The organism is Flammeovirga sp. MY04, assembly GCF_001682195.2.
In the GTDB taxonomy this organism is placed as follows: Bacteria; Bacteroidota; Bacteroidia; order Cytophagales; family Flammeovirgaceae; genus Flammeovirga; species Flammeovirga yaeyamensis.
This window is the reverse complement of the sequence record NZ_CP003560.2, coordinates 4,084,149-4,102,500: the sequence shown is the minus strand read 5'-3', so window position 1 is coordinate 4,102,500 and position 18,352 is coordinate 4,084,149. Positions and strand designations below refer to the sequence as shown.

The following is an 18,352-nucleotide window of genomic DNA, read 5'->3' as shown; positions in this document are numbered from 1 at the left end:
GACTACCAGGGTATCTAATCCTGTTCGCTCCCCACGCTTTCGTGCCTCAGTGTCAAATAACGCCCAGTAAGCTGCCTTCGCCTTCGGTCTTCCTCCTCATATCTGTGCATTTCACCGCTACATGAGGAATTCCGCCTACCCATACGTATTTCAAGTCCTGTAGTATCAAAGGCAAACGCGGAGTTAAGCCCCGGTCTTTAACCTCTGACTGGCAGGACCACCTGCGCACCCTTTAAACCCAATAATTCCGGACAACGCTTGCACCCTCCGTATTACCGCGGCTGCTGGCACGGAGTTAGCCGGTGCTTATTCTTATGGTACCGTCAAACACCCCCGCAGGGGTGGGTTTCTTCCCATACAAAAGAACTTTACGACCCGAAGGCCTTCATCGTTCACGCGGCATGGCTGGTTCAGAGTTGCCTCCATTGACCAATATTCCCTACTGCTGCCTCCCGTAGGAGTCTGGCCCGTATCTCAGTGCCAGTGTGGGGGACCTTCCTCTCAGAACCCCTACCCATCGTCGCCTTGGTGAGCCGTTACCTGCACCAACTAGCTAATGGGACGCATATCTATCTCATACCGATAAATCTTTAATTATTAAGCAATGCTACTTTATAATACTATGGAGCATTAATCCGAATTTCTCCGGGCTATTCTCCAGTATGAGGCAAAGTTATATACGCGTTACGCACCCGTGCGCCGGTCGTCATCAATCTGCAAGCAGGATCATGTTACCCCTCGACTTTGCATGTATTAGGCCTGCCGCTAGCGTTCATCCTGAGCCAGGATCAAACTCTCCGTTGTAAAAATCTTTAGATCTACAATCAGATCAATGTTGTTAAATACCTGTCTCTACGAATAAAAGAAATTTTCTTTTGGGATCCGCTTTCGCTGATCTTGTAATTACTTTTCAATACATCAAAAGAACGTTTGAGATTTACTCTCAGTGAACTGTTTTTCAAGTTTTTAATGGATAAACACTTGGGTTTATCCGTACACTAAACCGTTGTTTAATGCTGCTTCATTTTTCAGAAGCGAGTGCAAAGGTAAGAACTTTTTATTTTAACTTCCAAATGTTTTTGAGAAAAAATTTGAGGTTTTTTTTTGAAGCTTTCAAGATCAAGTACTTAAGGTTAAAACCGTTGTTTTTCGATTCTTAAAGGATAAACACTTGGGTTTATCCGTACATTAAATTTCTTTAATGTTGCTTCGCTTTTCACTCTTCCCTAATCACTTTTCAAAAGGCCTTTCGTTAAAGGCGAGTGCAAAGGTAAGAAGAGATTTTTAATTCGCAACACTCATTACAATTCGTTAAGCTTTTCGCTAACTCAGTAAGAATATCGCTGTTCTTCTTTACAATCTGTCAATCCCAAAGCACCTATACAAATGCTTTGTTTTTGTTGGCCTTCCGTTTGAAGGGAGTGCAAAGGTAATAGGAGATTTTTTAAATGCAATATTTTCTTGCAATAATTATATTAAATGAAAATCAACACATAAAATAAGGGTTGATAACCAATTAGTTATCAACCCAAATTATTTTCAAAAATCTATAAATAGATTTGTAATTATCTATGTTCTGGTCTCAACAAGTCATTTACAGTCTTCACAGGAGTAAATGTTGAAACAGGTACTTCTACAAATAAAGTAGTCCAATAAGCCATAGAACCATTCCATAAACCTGGCAATTCTATAGCTTGAATCTCTTGACCATCTCTTGACTTGTGAGTAATAAAGCCTGCATTTTCATTACGGAATTGTAATAAATCAAACTTATCACCTCTAAAATCTTTTACACCACACACTAAATCTACAGGATTAAAGTGAGTAGAAGCGTTAGCGATTTCACGACGAACTGGGTTAGAGAAGTTAATTTGAGCAGATTCTACAATCTGAAGAGATCTATGGTTGCCATCTTTTAACCAGAATGGACCACCACCAGGCTCTCCTTCGTTTTTCACCATGCCACAAACTCTAATTGGTCTGTTTAACTTCTCAAAGAAATACTTTTCGATTTCTTCTGTATTTAAACCACTCAATTCTTCCCCAAGGCTCCAACCCAAACGCTTCATACAGAACTCAATGACTTCTGAAGTAAATTCTTCACTTCTTTCACCTGACTCATGTCTTCTTAGAAAAGAGAAGATTTTTGATTGAGTTTCTACAAGAATACTAGCCAGAGCTTTCTTATATCTATAAGTATCTTCCTTTAATCTATCTGTTGTAACATTATCAATATTCTTAATAAAGATAATATCCGCATCAATATCATTTAGGTTTTCTAGTAAGGCACCGTGTCCACCTGGTCTAAATAATAACTCTCCGTCTTCTTCTTTTCTGAACGGTTCGTTGTCACCTGTGGCTGCAATTGTATCTGTTGACGACTTTTGAGTAGAAAACGATATCTCGAAAGTAGAATCATAACGTTTACTGTATACTTCTTTATATACATTCGTCAGCTCTACGAATTGTTTGTAATGTTCTGGTGATACCGTAAAATGTAGGTTTACAATTCCTTTATCGTCTTTAGCGTAATGAACACCTTCAATCATGTGTTCTTGTACAGGAGTTCTTACCTCTCCATTGTACTTATGGAAACCAATCAATCCTTTTGGACGGTTTGCAAGATGCAAACGATCACTTGAAAAAGTGGCTTCAAGAATTTTCTTATACTCTTTGTTTGCTACAAGTACATCTAAGTTGCCTAATTTCTGTGCAACTTCAGAATAGATTTCGGTGTATAATGGAAAGTGAATGATGTTGTTAAAGAAGTCAGCCACCATGCCTTTACTTTTTTCTAAGTCAGGCTCGGCAAATGTATCCTTTGCTTCTAAATCATTTTTAAATTCTAGTAATGCTTTAAACATACGAGTTGCCGCTCCGGACGCAGGAACAAACTTTAATAAGGTTTGTCCTTTAATCGACTCCTCGTATTTATCTACAAATACATTTATTTCCTCATTTGTTAACTTTATAACGCCGTCACCAAGTGTAGCAGGTCTGATAATGTTTGCATATTCAAACCCTTTTTTAAAGTAGTTTAATTGTTTTTCAACTGTTTCCAGAGAAATTCCTTTCTGCTCCATTAACTCATGGTCTTTCGGCAGAAATTTTGTTGTTGATGTCATCTCTTGTGTCTCCAAGGTTATAATTATTTTAATGTTAGTAATAATTTATTGAACCAGCGAATAATATGTAGATTAGTTTTGGAAATACTAGCATAATACCATATACACAAAGTAAATAAAAAAAGTACAATTAAGCGAAACCGATTGCGAGGATTAACGTATTTTTCAGGAGTTTAAGAGAACATATTAAAATAATTGTATTATTGTAAGACTAAATTGCAAATTACCGATCGAACCATATGAAAGAAAAGAACAAAGTACTACAAAACATTAGCTTAGGGATTCTTATAGCCAATACGATACTTCTTATTTTACTTTATTTTATACCTACTTCTGATCGTCTTGGATGGACGAACAATAATGTTATCGAAAATATTAAAACACCATTATTCGATTTCGAAAAGTTCGGCACATACTTTAATATTCAAGGAGACTCATTTTTATTAATCGAGCAATTCAATGCTCTACCCATTTCTTTTTCTACTGAACATTTTGCTTTCTATGGAATTGTATTGATGATCAGTTTCTCAATTTATTTATCAAGTATATCTGGTTTAACGAAGTTGTGGCATGCTTTATTTTTTGGAGTGTTCGCATTATTGATTGGTACATTTCATCTTGAAAACCTTGAGATTTTACATCAAATACATGATAAAGCATTTACAGCATTAGTATTAATTGCATTCACTGGATTAAGTTATTATTTCCATAGAAATCAACATATTAAGTTTCTCGTTCGATGTGCTAGCTTTTTGATATTAATATCAGGAATTATACTTTTGATCCAATTAGTAACACCTAACGTAAATTGGTATATAGAAAGCATAGCCTATTGCTTTCCTAGTTTATCATTATTGACTTTAGCTTTTATATTGTTTGCCAGTATGGCCATTCCATTTGGCATACTTTACTTATCTACATTTAAAAATGTTGGTGGAAGCGGGGACAGTATCAAACACTTTTTATTTTTCTATATCGTTTACTTATTGAATTTAGTGTATTGTTATTTCGTCCTTTTTTATCAGCAAGATTTAGATATTTATTATATCCCTCCATTCTTACTTTTAATAATTGCTTCTTTTGTTGGCTTGTGGGTGATAAAGCAACAGGAGGAATTATTCTCATCCATTTTGAGAGATAAAAATATATTGTATTGGGTTTATGTAAGTGGTGCTTTAATCGCTCTATCTTCTTTATCTTTCCACAAAGCTATTTTTGATTCATCATTTGTAAAAGCTGCGGAGCAAACTACTGTAGCAACTATGCTTGGTTTTGGTTGTATCTTTTTAATCTACATTCTGTATAATTTCTATGATGTACTAAAGAAAAACCTTCAAGTATATAAAGTTGCTTTTAAACCTAAGAATATAGATTTCCTTTCCACTTGGGGTGTTGGCCTTCTGATTGTTATTGGTCTATTATATATACAGCATTTTGCTCCATTTAATCTAGCAAAAGCTTCTTACTTTAATAATTTAGGAGATGCAGAGTATATAGATGGACAATATTTCTTAGCAGAGAACAGATACAATACAGCAAGTGTGTACCATTATAACAACTACCATTCGAATTATATGTTAGGGCAAATTGCTGAGAAAAATAAAAACAAAACCGTTGCTGGAGTTGCCTATAAATATGCATATAAAGGAGGGGGTATAGAGCAAGCATTTTCTAAATCAGCTTCACTAGAGATAGATAAGAAAAACTATTTAGAGTCATTATTCATCCTCAAAGAAGGATTGAAAGAATATCCCAAATCGGAAATTTTACATAATAACCTTGCTTTAGCTTTCTTGAATATCAATGAGCTTGATAGTGCATTATTCTATTTGGAAGCAGGGATTTCTTTAAACAAAGATGACAATAAAGTTTTAAAGGGGAATTATATCGCTATATCAGCACTAGCGAAAAAGGAAGTGAATGAGCATTCTAAATATTTATCAGAGATTGATAATTCTACTTCATTAATTGAGAGTGTAAATCAACTGGCATTATTAAATACCGATGGTATTGCTTCTGCTCAAAATTTTGCTAAATCATTAGTAAATGATAGTACCTTGAATGGTGATGAAGTTAGTTACATTTATAACTATGCATTAAACAATTCACTAAAAGAACAACCCGAGGTATTAGGTGATTACATTGCTAAATACATGAGTATTCAAAACAGCGATTACAAACAACAGCTTTTGTTTGCCTACGGATGGACTCAAAAAGCCAATAATAATCAGAAAGAATTCTTAAAAGCATTTAAAGATTTGGATAAATTTTACGGAATAAATAACGCCTATTACAACTTTATCACCGGTCTTGAGGCTCTTAATAATGATCAGTATGTTTTAGCAGAACATAAATTAGCCGCAGCATGGAAGTTAGGACAAAAGTCGGCGATTTATCCTTTAGCACTTACAAATAGTATTTTAGGAAATCATCAAAAAGCAGTTCAGTTATTTGATTTATGCGAGAGATTTAAAATTATCGATACTGAGGACAAAACATTAATTCATCATTATACATCAAGTAAACAATTGAAATCGGATAGTGAAAAAGATTATTTCTATCAGCTTTTATTCAATTATCAGAAAATGTCCAATGATGAGGTACTAAAATCACTTAAAGGGTTATCATTGAAAAGTAATCAAGAAGATCTTTTGACGATGATTTTAAATTATAAAGTGAAAACAAAACAAGCGGACATCACTTCTTTAATTCAACAATTCAAAAAACAATTTGATGCATCAGATGATTTAAATGTTGAAATGATTTTTGCCAAATATCAAATGGATTTACCAATAGATGAATTTAAAACTATAGAAAATAACCCATCAGTAGCTGTAGATTTTGCAAATCATTTGGTAAAAAATGATACAACTTTATTCGAAACAGAAGCTTTATTTTTAAACCCTGCCTATCAGAAATATATTGTCAACAGCTATATTCAAAAGGGAGAAGATGATAAATCTTTTGAATGGGTGACAGATGCTATTTCTGTAAACCCTTATTCAGAATTAAACGTTCAAAATTATTTTTATGTAGCCATTCCGCAAGGATTAAAAGATTATGCTCATGATATCATGGTAGATTCTGAATATTATTTAGATGATGCTGCGACGGAAAGAATAAATGAGTTATATTCAACCCTAGTAAATGATTACCATAAAAGTATAAATACTTGGAATTAAACTAACATTTTATGTCTAACCGTGTCATACAAACAAAAGGTATCTCTCGAATCTATAAAATGGGTACCGAAATAATTAAAGCTTTACAAACCATCGATATTACTATTGATAGGGGAGAATATGTTGCATTTATGGGCCCTTCAGGTTCGGGAAAATCAACACTAATGAACATTGTCGGTTGCCTAGATACACCAAGTAACGGTGAATATTGGCTAAATGGACAAGACGTAAGTGACATGACAGAAAATGAATTGGCCATGGTTAGAAACAAAGAAATTGGTTTTGTATTCCAATCATTCAACCTTTTACCTCGATCTACCATACTTGATAATGTTGCTTTACCTTTGGTTTATGCTGGAGTGAGTAAAGAAGAACGTTTAGAAAGAGCACAAAAATCATTGGATGCGGTAGGTTTAGGTGACCGAATAAGCCATAAACCAAATGAACTTTCTGGTGGTCAAAGACAACGTGTAGCGATTGCAAGAGCATTGGTAAATAACCCAAGTATCATTTTGGCCGATGAGCCAACAGGTGCCTTAGACACAAAAACCTCTTACGAGATTATGGGAATTTTTGACGATCTACACCAAAAGGGGAATACTATAATTATGGTAACTCACGAAGAAGACATTGCTAATTATGCACATCGTATAGTTAGGCTTAGAGATGGTTTGATCGAAAGAGACGAGCAAAACCAACATATCACTAAAGTGGAAATTTAAAAATGAAAGTATATACTAAAACTGGCGATAAAGGAGAGACCTCTTTATTCGGAGGTAAAAGAGTTCAGAAAGATCACATCAGAATAGAAGCTTATGGTACTATTGATGAATTAAACTCTTATGTGGGGCTTGTTAGAGATCAGTCAGTAAATAATAAACGATTGAATATCTTAAAAGAAATTCAAGATCGTTTATTTACCATTGGTGCCGAAATGGCTGCAGACCCTGATAAACCTTCTTTAAAGAAACCTGACCTTCATGAACAGGATATCGAATTACTTGAACAAGCTATTGATCAAATGGATTCGAAATTAGCTCCTTTAAAATATTTTATCCTTCCTGGTGGTCATACTGCTGTATCATACGCTCATTTAGCTAGAACAGTATGCCGAAGAGCTGAACGTTTAGCGATAAGCCTTGTAAACGAAGAAGGAAGCATCGACTCTATTGTCATTCGATACCTAAACAGATTATCTGATTACCTTTTTGTTCTTTCTAGAGCTATGGCGAAGGAACTTGGGGTGGAAGAGAACTATTGGGTACCTAGGAATAAGGATTAATAGGTAGCAGGTAGCAGGTAGCAGGTAGCAGGTAGCAAAGCTAACGCTCGTTTTTTAGGTAATAACTAATAAGGAATAACTAAAATTCTAATTAAACCAAAGTTTAATTGATACCTTATAATATAAATCAAAAAGCATGATTGGGGCAGAAGCCTTGGTCATGCTTTTTTTGAATCAAACAGCTACAGTATCAACTGATGTCGATAAGGTGATAAGTTATCACTAACTCATCATTAATAGTCTAATAGGTAAAGGTGATATCTTTGGATGATTTTTTTCAGAAGTTCTCCATATAAAGGTGATGTCGCATAACCTACTCCTCCATATTTTGTGGAACCAATCATATTTGCCCAAGCTTTATAATCGCGACCTTGAGTAAATAATGGAGCGTATCTTTTCTGTTTGTTAAGGAAAACAGAATGTGCTCTAAACGACTCCCATGGTGTTTGATACTGGGCAAAGGAATCTTTTACGGTACATTTATATAATACTCTTCCTCCTTTCTTAATTTTTGATGAAGAGACCACAATGTTTTTATTCATTTTGTACTCCTCCAATGTGTAATATTCTGTGGTAGTAATAGGCTTTGTTTTTTTGGACTTGTCCTTTACTCCAAAATAATTATTTCCTACCACTCTTTTTCCGTATCCCGTCTCCAACGCTGCTTGTGCTAAAGTAATGGATGCAGGTACATGATATTTTGCTTGTTCCATAAGTGCAGTTTCCACTTTTTGCAATGGAACAGTTGATGTAAAAAATGCATACACATGCGGAGGTACTGACATTTGATCTAAAACTAACTTTCTAAACTTGTCGTTGATCTCTTTATTTAACACTAGTAGTTTTTGATTACTCAATTGATCAACTCTTGATACTTTATGTTCTATCAAAAAGTCGGTGACAATTAATTGCCTTTCGATGATAAATTTATCAATAGTCGTATTGGCCTTATCTAGTTTCGCCGTTTTATAATCGGCGTAATTGTTATTCACAAATTGCACAGGTACAACACTCGTTTCTTGAACATCTGATGGAGTAGAGGGTAAAGTCTCTAAATCAAAATCTTCTATAAATTGATCAATGGTAGGTTGTTGCTGGGCACCATAATTCACCGCTACAGGCGCTTGCACATAAATTACTTTGTCTACAGGTTGTCTTAATAGTTGTACTAGAAAAATTCCAGCAAATAAAACAATGAGTGATAGTACAAATTTTGGGTTGACAATTACAGTGTAAATGTTTCCGTTAATGCGGAAATAGAAATTGTTTGGGTATTTTAATCCAAAAGCTAAACCATTTTTTGACTGTACTGATAATTCAGAGGTCGTTTTCAATAAAAACATGACATTTAAATTTTACTTTTGACCTGAGTTCGAAAAATACATTTCAACGAAATCAAGTATTACGAATTCAACAATCGTCATCTCAATATTTTTTTGAGATAACTCGATAAATTTCGAAGCTAGTTTTGGTCAGAGTAATGTTGGTAATTGAAGTACTATATCCTCGTTTACTTCAATGAAAATTTTCAAAACTAAAACGCTTCTAAAAAGTTCCTAAGTGTGATTCATTTGATCACATTTCAAAATTAGTTTAATTTTTAAACATTGCCAATATTTTTAGCAATTAATTATAATAAATAGCAAAATAATGTCAATTAGCATCAATACAATGCGTGTAGGACGCAAATACAAACTCACAAATTACAACGACGTGTTTATTTTTGAAACATTAGAAATGATCTCAGATGATGATTTTTTGATCAAATTATTAGATACTCTTGAAAAATGTAAGATGAGTGAGCTGTATGAATATGGGAAAGGGAAGGATTTTTATATTGAAGAGATTGAGGAGAATAGTTAGAAGGTAGAAGATAGGAGTTTGCTGAATTGACGCTCGGATTAATAAAGTAAGAAGTAAAAAGTAAGAGGGAAGGGAGAGATTTTAGATGTAGTTGACCTTTGAGATATAATTAGAATTATGCTTATATAACGTCATTTTTTAGGTAATAACTAATAAGGAATAACTAAGGGAGGGGAATATGCTTTAATATATTGTTTTGAAGATCTTGGAATTTTATTCTTGGGATAAGTATTTAGGTAAGAGGTAAAAAGTAAAAGGGAAAGGAGAGATTTTTGGTGTACTTGGTCTTTGATAGATAATTAAGGTTCTGCTTCTTTAACAACCTTTTTTTAGGTAATAACTAATAAGGAATAACTAATGGCTTTGAAGTAATTTTTGATAACTAGAAGATTGTTAAACGAGCGTTAGAATCAGTAACTACGTTTTTCACTTTTCACTTTTCATTTTTCACTCAAAAAAAATCCCCTGCCACATAAAGCAACAGGGGATATATGAAATAATAAGGTCGATTAAAAACCCTATTCTTAGTATCTGTAGTGATCTACTTTATATGGACCTTCTACCGGTACACCGATGTATGAAGCTTGATCTTCAGTTAACTCTTCTAACTCTACACCGATTTTAGCAAGGTGAAGACGAGCTACTTTCTCATCAAGGTGTTTAGGAAGCATGTAAACTTTGTTTTCATACTGACCGTTGTTTTGCCATAACTCTAACTGTGCCAATGTTTGGTTAGTGAATGAGTTAGACATTACGAATGAAGGGTGACCTGTAGCACAACCTAAGTTGACCAAACGACCTTCTGCCAAGATAATTACATCGTTTCCAGATGCAACAGTATACTTGTCAACTTGAGGTTTGATATTCACTTTAGTGTGACCATATTTTTCGTTTAACCAAGCCATATCGATTTCGTTGTCGAAGTGACCGATGTTACAAACGATTGCTTTGTCTTTTACTTTTTCGAAGTGACGACCAACAACGATGTCTTTGTTACCAGTTGTAGTAACTACGATATCGCCTTCTAGGATAGCGTCGTCCATTTTCTTCACTTCAAAACCGTCCATTGCAGCTTGTAAGGCACAAATTGGATCGATTTCAGTAACGATAACTCTTGCACCTGCACCTCTTAATGAAGCAGCAGAACCTTTACCTACATCACCGTAACCAGCAACTACTGCTACTTTACCAGCGATCATAACGTCTGTAGCACGACGGATACCGTCTACTAAAGATTCTTTACAACCGTATTTGTTATCGAATTTTGACTTAGTAACTGAGTCGTTAATGTTGATTGCAGGTAATGTTAAAGTACCGTTCTTCTCTCTATCGTGAAGTCTAAGAACACCTGTAGTAGTTTCTTCAGAAATACCTTTGATGTCTTTTACTAATTCAGGGTATCTATCCAAAACCATGTTCGTAAGGTCACCACCATCGTCAAGGATCATGTTTAATGGCTTACCACCTTCGAAACCGTGTAACGTTTGTTCGATACACCAATCGAATTCCTCTTCAGTAAGACCTTTCCAAGCATAAACCGGAATACCTGCAGCAGCAATCGCAGCAGCAGCTTGATCTTGAGTAGAGAAGATGTTACAAGATGACCATGTAACTTCAGCACCTAATTCCACTAATGTTTCGATAAGAACGGCAGTTTGGATAGTCATGTGAAGACATCCTGCGATTCTAGCACCTTTTAATGGTTGCGAAGGACCAAATTCTTTTCTCAAAGACATCAAACCTGGCATTTCTGCTTCAGCAAGTTCGATTTCTTTTCTACCCCAATCAGCTAAAGAGATATCTTTAACTTTGTAATTCGCTGTTGTACTTTCCACGATAAAAATTCTTTAAAAATATAATTTTGAGTCTGCAAATTTACGAATAAAATCTTCAAATTGTGTATGTTATTCACAAACTTGCACATCTATAACAATATTGCGACATAAAATTGTTTTGAAATACGGCAAAATATTTGAAACATCTTAATATTGTCTTAAAGTTTTAAAGATCTATCTAAGTTATTCATATAATAGTATTATTTTCGTAAACTGTAGATTCTTTAGTATTCAAAGCAAAAAACCACAATGATTGGTTAATGAATGTCACTATCAAACAGAAATAAACGAATTCCACAACTGCTTGCAATCATAACAAGTGTACTGACCTTAATTTTTGGCAACGATTTAAAAGCTAGTAATATTGATAGCTTAGCAAAAGACTTATCGCTTGATCAGAAAATTGGGCAGCTTATCTATGGGATTTCTTTAAATAATGAGAGTCAGTTAAAAGATTTAGGAAAGGACAATCAGCTAGGTGCCTTACTATTTGATAAATATTGCAAACCTTCTCTTCAAACCTATTTCAAAAATTTAAACAAACTGCCAAATAAATTACCCGTCTTACTAGGTGCATATAACCAAGAAGGTATTCAGTGCTTCGACGAGCATTATCAATTTTTACCGGATAACTTTAATCTTGGAGCAATAAAAAGTAATGCTTTTACCTACAATACTTATAAGGGAATAGCAGATGCTTGCCGTCAACATCAATTGGATTTTTACATAGCAGAAAGTTTATCTATCAATCCAGAAAAGGATCATTCATATGGTTTTGGTGAAGAGGAAATCAATATCATCTCAAAAAACCATGCAGCTTTAAAAGGATTGAATCAGCTAGGGATAAAGCCTGGTACTTCATTTCACTATCTAAAGGACTTAGGTGATTATAAATTTAGAGAGATCAACACTCTTAAAGGATTGGTGAGAGATTCCATTCAATTTATCTACCCGTCTAAAGTTGCTTTTGAAGCCCCTATATTTCCTTCATCGGTTACTACTTTCCTTACCGATTCTTTAGGTTATAATGGAATGATTGTAAGTGGAAACTTGTCAAAAGGGAATAACGCTAAAGTAACTGTTGATAATGCTATTTACGCTTTGAAGAATGGTCATGATATGATTGCTCTTTCTGGAATGTTCCAAGAAGTGATAAAAGGTATCACTAATGCTGTAAACAAGGGTATTTTATCAGAAGATCTGATCGACAAAAAGGTAGAGAAGGTATTACGTTTCAAAAAAGAGAGTTTGATTAAAATATCAGAGGAAACCAATATTAATTATCATGCGATCGCTGAAGAATCTTTTGAGAAATCGGTGACACTTTTAAACAATACCGATAGCATTATTCCTCTTTCTTCATTAAACGATCAAAAATATCACTTGATAAGTATTGGACTGAACGGTACTCCTGACTACTTCTCCAATATGCTGAAGAAGTTTGTCGATTTTAATTATCACAGTATTGAAAGTTCAAGTTTTTCAACAGCTCAAGTCAACTTACTTTTGGAAACTTGTAAAGATCAAGATTTAGTGATTATCAATATAGTTTGTCACCAGAAATCTTCTAAGCATCGATTTGGAGTAAGTTATGCAACAGAACAGCTGATAGAACACCTACAAGAAAAAAAGAATGTGATTGTCGCCCTACATGGTGACCCTGCTGGACTGAAATATCTATCTGATAGCAGAAATACGATTATAAATTATTCAACTGCTAAAGAAGCTCAAGAAGCGTCAGTACAATTAATTGCGGGAGCAATAGATGCCAATGGAAAACTTCCTATAGCAGTTTCAAATTATAAATTGTATCAAGGCGAAAAATTAAAAAGTTTGGGTCGTTTAGGTTATGGTTCTCCGGCATTTGTAGGAATTGATGCGGAAAAATTAACTACGCTTGTCGATAGTATTGCTATAGGTGCGATAGAAATGGAAGCCACTCCAGGATGTCAGGTAGTGATTGCTAAAGACGGTAAGATCATTTTCGAAAAAGCCTACGGGTATTTTACTTACCAAAAAGAAATTCCTGTGACCAATGAAACGGTGTATGACATTGCTTCCATTACTAAAGTAGCATCAACCACACAGGCAATGATGATGTTGGATTATCAAGACTCTGTCAATGTCAATCAGCATTTAAAATATTACTTACCTGAAACAGATACAACCAATAAAGGAAATATCAGATTGATTCAATTCATGACACACACTGCTCCGCTAAGAGGAGGCTATTATTTCTGGGGTCATGTATATGATAAAGAAACTAAAAAATACGATCCGACTTATATCAGTTCATATAAAAAGAAGAACTTTGGAGTAGAAATCACTCCCAATTTATATGCTACGGATAGTATTAAAGATTGTATGTGGCATTGGTTACTCGATGCTCCATTATCCACAAGAAGAAGGTACACCAAAGAAGTATATCGTTATTGGTATAGCGATTTAGGGTATTATTTTCTTCAAAGAACTATTGAGAAGATCACAAATAAACGTTTGGATCAATTTGTAGAAAGCAACATTTATAAACCACTAGGAACACGAAGTTTAGGGTACTTACCTCAAAATCATGGTATAGATATTAAGCGTATACCACCAACTGAAATGGATATCAATTACCGACAGTCTTTGATGAAAGGTTTGGTTCATGACCCATCTGCTGCTTTGATGGGTGGGGTTGCTGGACATGCAGGAGTATTCTCCAATGCACATGATTTAGCCATTTTGATGCAAATGAACCTTCAGAAAGGTTATTATAGTGGACACCAATACTTTGATGAAGCTACATTGAAAAAATATAACCGTCAGCCATATAAACGATTCAAAAATAGGAGAGGACTTGGTTGGGACAAACCGCCATTAAGAGGAGATGAAGGAAATACATCGGCTTTAGCACCAAAATCTACTTTTGGTCATACTGGCTTTACTGGAACTTGTGCATGGGTAGATCCTGATAATAATATAGTTTATATCTTCTTGTCCAACAGGGTATATCCTACAGCTAGAAACAATAAATTAGCGAAGGAAAACATTAGAGAGAATATCCAAGGGGCGATTTACGAATCGATGATTGACAACAATTCCATCTAGGTAAAAGTAGCTGTAGATTTCGTCTTACAGTTTTTCTCTTTCAACTTAAAAAAGCTAATCTACGATAGGTCAACTAATTAACTATATCAAATGATGTCCTTGAAATAATATATTGACATTTGTTGTTAATTTATCGTGACTTAAATTTGGTTGGTAACAATATTCCTCATACTTTTGCATCGCTTTAAAGGAAAAAGCACCTATAAATGGCTCCGTAGCTCAACTGAATAGAGCATCACATTACGGCTGTGAAGGTTCCAGGTTTGAATCCTGGCGGGGTCACAACTTTTTCCTAGCGAGCAAAATGGCTCCGTAGCTCAACTGAATAGAGCATCACATTACGGCTGTGAAGGTTCCAGGTTTGAATCCTGGCGGGGTCACTAAAAAAGGTCAAAATCATTAGATTTTGACCTTTTTTTATTAGAAAAACAACGTAGTCCCCACTCTAAAAGTCTGACCATAAGTTTTATCAGCTTTATAAAATCCAGATAACTGAATCTTTTCTCTTATCGAATACGCTAAAAGAACTTCACAGGCTACATTCGTTTCTGCTCTTCGAAAATCTGGTAACTGCACGATAGGAGTGACTTGCACATACATTTTTGGACTAAATACAATGGGTGTGATCACTTGGAAAGTCATACCATGTAAAGCGACATTTTCTCCGTTTTCATTTAACATCCCTGCCTTTTCAGACATGTATTGGTAAGAAATGATTGGAAAGAACTGTACCTTTTCAAAGGCCATTACACCTAAAGTTAAACCAGGTGCCACTACCCAACGGCCATTCCCTAATCCTTTGTCTACATTTCCTGTTGGTGCATAGACATCAATAGAAGGACCGAAGGCACCTAAAAGTTTATCATAGTTTTTATAAGGTAAATAGAAGTAGCGTAATCGCACATCACCTATTCCGGTTGCTCCTGTTCTTGTATTATGAAGAATAGGAAGCTCACCTAAAATTAAATGTTTTTCTGAGGGAGCGATAATAAATGAATTCCTTAAACCGTATTGATCACTAGCACCTGCATGCTCAAATTGAATATCCATTTGTGAGTAGAAATTCGTCGGTTTCGATGCATCAATTACTTCTTCAGTATTTTGTGCAAAGGTAAGACCACCTAAAAATAGGAGTTGAATGATAATGTAAATTTTTTTCATGATAATTATAAGTATTCGTATATCATGAAAAGGACAATTTAGATCACGAAACCCTATTTCTAAATGGTTTAAATAATCAAATCTCCCCCTAACTCCAACTCCGTTCCTTCAGGAAAGTAGGCCTGTCCATCGAAAAACAAGATGTTGTTGATAGGGATATTGATTTTGCTGGGGGCACTATCAAATTTTATTTTCGTTTTGGAAATGACTCTCTTACTTTTTCTAAAAGGTGTTTTCTCTTTTTGATCTTGCCATTCCACAACGACTTCATTTTCATCAATCATAATAAACTGAGCAGGTGGTACATGCCATAAATCCAATTCAGTATGATTCATCCACTTGATTTCGAGGAGAAGGTTTTCTCCGTCGTAGATGCAATTCAACTTTGCTATCAAGCCTGCTGCATTCATCTCATTTTCTGAGAACCTTACTCCAGATAAACCTTTTCCTCTCTTTTTGTCTAAGATGTTATTTAAGTATTGATTGATTGATGTTTCTTGTTCTTTATTTTTAATGGATAGTTGATAACTTTTCTTGAATGACACATAAGGGTTTTCTCTTAAATACTTTTTATAAGCGTCGTTTGGTAATTGATAACGTAAATGTTGCGCCTGTCCTTCCTCATAGTAATTGATAACATACAGCAAGCGAAGTGGTCCCTTTTCGTCTGTCTTTATATAATTAGGAGAATTATTTGATGGATGAATCGTTTGATGAATAATCGTATCCTGTTCAATCCATATTCTATCTTCTAACAATACTGCAGATAATCGATTGTCAGTTGTCGAAAGTCGAATTGGTTCTAAGAAGCCTTTTCCTTTATAAGAAACGATATACGACAACTCATGCTGATTCGGCAATGCGATTAATTGTATATCACATGTATTCCCGTGCATGTCTAGTGTATTTTTCTCTGCTTGATACTCCCAGATATTATCAGAAATTACTTTGGAAGTGGTCTTATGTTTGATCTGACAACCACAACAAATCAATAAAAAAATATAGAGGACTCTCATAAAAATGAAGATAAAAGGAGCACCCAGAAATGATCTGGGTACTCGATGCTTGAAATGATTATTACGTTCGGTTTACTTAGTAGACCAAATTGAATAACTTCTCGGAGGGCATTGGATTTTCACCCAAGTTCCACCTTGTGTCCACGGTTCCCAATTTGAATGTCCAGTGTAATCCTTAATTTGTCGACTACTCCAATTCGTTGGAATCCAACGTTCTTGCCAGTTGTCAGAGTTATTGATATATAGCACTAAGCCAGGGTTTCCATTGTATCCATTTCTTCTCATGATGTACTCGTCATTATCCACATGAAGAATAGATGTATTACCAGTTGCGTAGCTTTTGTGAATCCATAATAAGTTGTTCATCATACCACGATCCAACCAATCTTCGTAATCTTTGTAGAAGACACAAGGGTAGCCTTCGTGTGTTAAGATGTATGCGTATGCTAGATTCTTTCTCCAGATTTCGTCCGTATCGTGGTTCGCCACAAAAGTTACTGCTCTATAGCTGTCTTTTTTCCAAAGCATATCGCTGTTCAACTCATTTAAGTTGTTACCATCAAATGCTCTGTCCATTGCATAATATGCCGCAAAATCGAATGCCGATGCTTTTCTGTCGGTGTTATCTACCCACCACTTTAAAGTGTTTGCGTTACCATCCCACATTTCACCTACAGCAAAACCACCAACATGATTTACCCAGTCTTTCACGACCCAGCCACCAAAGCCTTTCACATAGTCAAATCTCCAACCATCAAAACCCACATTGTTCTTGTAGTATTTACCCACACTTTCGTTGCTTTTCCACAACCAATCCTGTACGTATCCTTTAACGTGACTAAGATCAGGGTATCCACCAAAAATACCTTCATCATTGTTGGCATCTAAGTTTGGATGGAAGTCGTTATACGTTCTGTTGAATTTACCGGATGCAGGTTGGAATTTCGTCCATGTATCTGTTCCTGTATAAGGATTCGCCTCTAACTGACCTCCACTGTTATGGTTGATCACAATATCAGCATACACTTGCATGTTTTGATTGTGTGCCTCACCAATTAATGATCGAAGCTCAGCACCCGATCCAAAACGAGTTTCTGTTGAACCATTTTGATTATAATCTCCAAAATCAAAATAATCCATTGGGTCGTACCCCATAGAGAATGGGCCATTCTGTGCTTTTGAAGCTGGTGGCAACCAAATCGATCCAATTCCTTGGTTACTCCAGTTATTCAGTTTTCCTTTTACAGTATTCCACCAAGTTCCTCCTGCTGGAACATCCCAATAAAATGCCTGCATCATTACCGGGCCACCTGGACTATCATAATATCTTTTGTTGGAAGACTCATCGGTAGTAAATGGAGCACCATCGTGAGTGGTCACCTGCATCTCCATATTGGCTTTTGGTTCATGAGCTGGTATTGAGTTTTCGTCTTCCTCAAATACTTGCGTACAAGAGAAACTGCCTATTAAGAGAGCGGACAATAGGCCTAATCTAGTAGTTTTCATTTTCATTTCACTAAACTAAAGTTCTGAGAATTTCCTCTCAGATTAAGGTTAAACAATAAGTCAAATTTTATTTAAATGCGATCGCTAGTTTGATGTTACAAGTATAACCTAATGCACCTATTGGAATCGTCTAAGATTCAAAAATTGAAATGAATAGCATCAAAAATAAAGTATCAATTTAATTAATTGACACTATTAAATTACTGATTTATAACTGATTGATATTTTTCATGTAAAAAGTACGTTTTATATAATTGGGACGTATTATTTTTTATCCGACACTATAAAAATC

General features: G+C 35.1%; 11 protein-coding genes, 2 tRNA genes and 1 rRNA gene (1 of these 14 running past the window's edge). 7 read left to right on the top strand and 7 right to left on the bottom strand.

From position 1 onward, the window contains the following. Both MY04_RS16365 and MY04_RS16360 read right to left on the bottom strand, forming a co-directional pair. Nucleotides 1-804, bottom strand: a 16S ribosomal RNA gene (locus MY04_RS16365) (it extends 725 nt beyond the left edge of the window). 761 nt (nucleotides 805-1,565) lie between these two features. Continuing rightward, nucleotides 1,566-3,125 carry a DUF4301 family protein gene (locus MY04_RS16360; RefSeq protein WP_066211354.1) on the bottom strand — a complete coding sequence of 520 codons (1,560 nt, stop codon included), beginning with the start codon at nucleotides 3,123-3,125 and terminating at the stop codon, nucleotides 1,566-1,568. Nucleotides 3,126-3,364: 239 nt separating this feature from the next. Here MY04_RS16360 and MY04_RS16355 point away from each other — a divergent pair, with 239 nt between their 5' ends. Genes MY04_RS16355 through MY04_RS16345 form a run of 3 tightly spaced genes read left to right on the top strand, consistent with a single transcriptional unit; the run spans nucleotide 3,365 to nucleotide 7,589 of the window. Then, nucleotides 3,365-6,307, top strand: a complete 2,943-nt coding sequence (locus MY04_RS16355; protein WP_066211352.1) for a hypothetical protein — start codon at nucleotides 3,365-3,367, stop codon at nucleotides 6,305-6,307. 11 nt (nucleotides 6,308-6,318) lie between these two features. Beyond that, complete coding sequence (locus MY04_RS16350; protein WP_066211350.1) at nucleotides 6,319-7,029, top strand: ABC transporter ATP-binding protein; 711 nt, start codon at nucleotides 6,319-6,321, stop codon at nucleotides 7,027-7,029. Nucleotides 7,030-7,031: 2 nt separating this feature from the next. Further along, complete coding sequence (locus MY04_RS16345; RefSeq protein WP_066211348.1) at nucleotides 7,032-7,589, top strand: cob(I)yrinic acid a,c-diamide adenosyltransferase; 558 nt, start codon at nucleotides 7,032-7,034, stop codon at nucleotides 7,587-7,589. Between the two features lie 233 nt (nucleotides 7,590-7,822). On the opposite strand, the gene MY04_RS16340 is transcribed toward MY04_RS16345, so the two are convergent. Continuing rightward, on the bottom strand, nucleotides 7,823-8,932 hold the full coding sequence (locus MY04_RS16340) for a glycoside hydrolase family 73 protein (RefSeq protein WP_066211347.1): 1,110 nt from the start codon (nucleotides 8,930-8,932) through the stop codon (nucleotides 7,823-7,825). A gap of 307 nt (nucleotides 8,933-9,239) precedes the next feature. Here MY04_RS16340 and MY04_RS16335 point away from each other — a divergent pair, with 307 nt between their 5' ends. Beyond that, nucleotides 9,240-9,452: a hypothetical protein gene (locus MY04_RS16335; RefSeq protein WP_066211345.1), complete on the top strand. Its 213-nt coding sequence runs from the start codon at nucleotides 9,240-9,242 to the stop codon at nucleotides 9,450-9,452. 524 nt (nucleotides 9,453-9,976) lie between these two features. On the opposite strand, the gene ahcY is transcribed toward MY04_RS16335, so the two are convergent. After that, complete coding sequence (gene ahcY / locus MY04_RS16330) at nucleotides 9,977-11,287, bottom strand: adenosylhomocysteinase (RefSeq protein ID WP_066211343.1); 1,311 nt, start codon at nucleotides 11,285-11,287, stop codon at nucleotides 9,977-9,979. A 264-nt stretch (nucleotides 11,288-11,551) separates the two neighbouring features. Here ahcY and MY04_RS16325 point away from each other — a divergent pair, with 264 nt between their 5' ends. The 3 genes from MY04_RS16325 to MY04_RS16315 all read left to right on the top strand — a co-directional run bounded on the left by MY04_RS16325 (nucleotide 11,552) and on the right by MY04_RS16315 (nucleotide 14,757). Further along, nucleotides 11,552-14,377 (top strand): serine hydrolase, encoded by a 2,826-nt coding sequence (locus tag MY04_RS16325; protein ID WP_066211341.1) that lies wholly within the window; start codon nucleotides 11,552-11,554, stop codon nucleotides 14,375-14,377. Nucleotides 14,378-14,585: 208 nt separating this feature from the next. Then, nucleotides 14,586-14,659: transfer RNA gene (locus MY04_RS16320), tRNA-Arg, on the top strand. 24 nt (nucleotides 14,660-14,683) lie between these two features. Then, nucleotides 14,684-14,757: transfer RNA gene (locus tag MY04_RS16315), tRNA-Arg, on the top strand. Nucleotides 14,758-14,797: 40 nt separating this feature from the next. Here the strand turns inward: MY04_RS16315 and MY04_RS16310 are convergent. From MY04_RS16310 to MY04_RS16300, 3 genes are all read right to left on the bottom strand, one after another. Then, nucleotides 14,798-15,538 (bottom strand): hypothetical protein, encoded by a 741-nt coding sequence (locus tag MY04_RS16310; protein WP_066211339.1) that lies wholly within the window; start codon nucleotides 15,536-15,538, stop codon nucleotides 14,798-14,800. Between the two features lie 68 nt (nucleotides 15,539-15,606). After that, complete coding sequence (locus MY04_RS16305; RefSeq protein WP_066211337.1) at nucleotides 15,607-16,554, bottom strand: hypothetical protein; 948 nt, start codon at nucleotides 16,552-16,554, stop codon at nucleotides 15,607-15,609. Nucleotides 16,555-16,626: 72 nt separating this feature from the next. Beyond that, on the bottom strand, nucleotides 16,627-18,060 hold the full coding sequence (locus MY04_RS16300; RefSeq protein WP_205960480.1) for an alpha-amylase: 1,434 nt from the start codon (nucleotides 18,058-18,060) through the stop codon (nucleotides 16,627-16,629). Between the last annotated feature and the right edge of the window lie 292 nt (nucleotides 18,061-18,352).

Excerpts from the sequence above, each read along its gene's own strand:
- MY04_RS16350 (WP_066211350.1), top strand. The coding sequence starts at position 6,319 with ATGTCTAACCGTGTCATACAAACAAAAGGTATCTCTCGAATCTATAAA.
- MY04_RS16310 (WP_066211339.1), bottom strand. The coding sequence starts at position 15,538 with ATGAAAAAAATTTACATTATCATTCAACTCCTATTTTTAGGTGGTCTT.
- MY04_RS16305 (WP_066211337.1), bottom strand. The coding sequence starts at position 16,554 with ATGAGAGTCCTCTATATTTTTTTATTGATTTGTTGTGGTTGTCAGATC.
- MY04_RS16360 (WP_066211354.1), bottom strand. The coding sequence starts at position 3,125 with ATGACATCAACAACAAAATTTCTGCCGAAAGACCATGAGTTAATGGAG.
- MY04_RS16335 (WP_066211345.1), top strand. The coding sequence starts at position 9,240 with ATGTCAATTAGCATCAATACAATGCGTGTAGGACGCAAATACAAACTC.
- MY04_RS16355 (WP_066211352.1), top strand. The coding sequence starts at position 3,365 with ATGAAAGAAAAGAACAAAGTACTACAAAACATTAGCTTAGGGATTCTT.
- MY04_RS16300 (WP_205960480.1), bottom strand. The coding sequence starts at position 18,060 with ATGAAAACTACTAGATTAGGCCTATTGTCCGCTCTCTTAATAGGCAGT.
- MY04_RS16345 (WP_066211348.1), top strand. The coding sequence starts at position 7,032 with ATGAAAGTATATACTAAAACTGGCGATAAAGGAGAGACCTCTTTATTC.
- MY04_RS16325 (WP_066211341.1), top strand. The coding sequence starts at position 11,552 with ATGTCACTATCAAACAGAAATAAACGAATTCCACAACTGCTTGCAATC.
- MY04_RS16340 (WP_066211347.1), bottom strand. The coding sequence starts at position 8,932 with ATGTTTTTATTGAAAACGACCTCTGAATTATCAGTACAGTCAAAAAAT.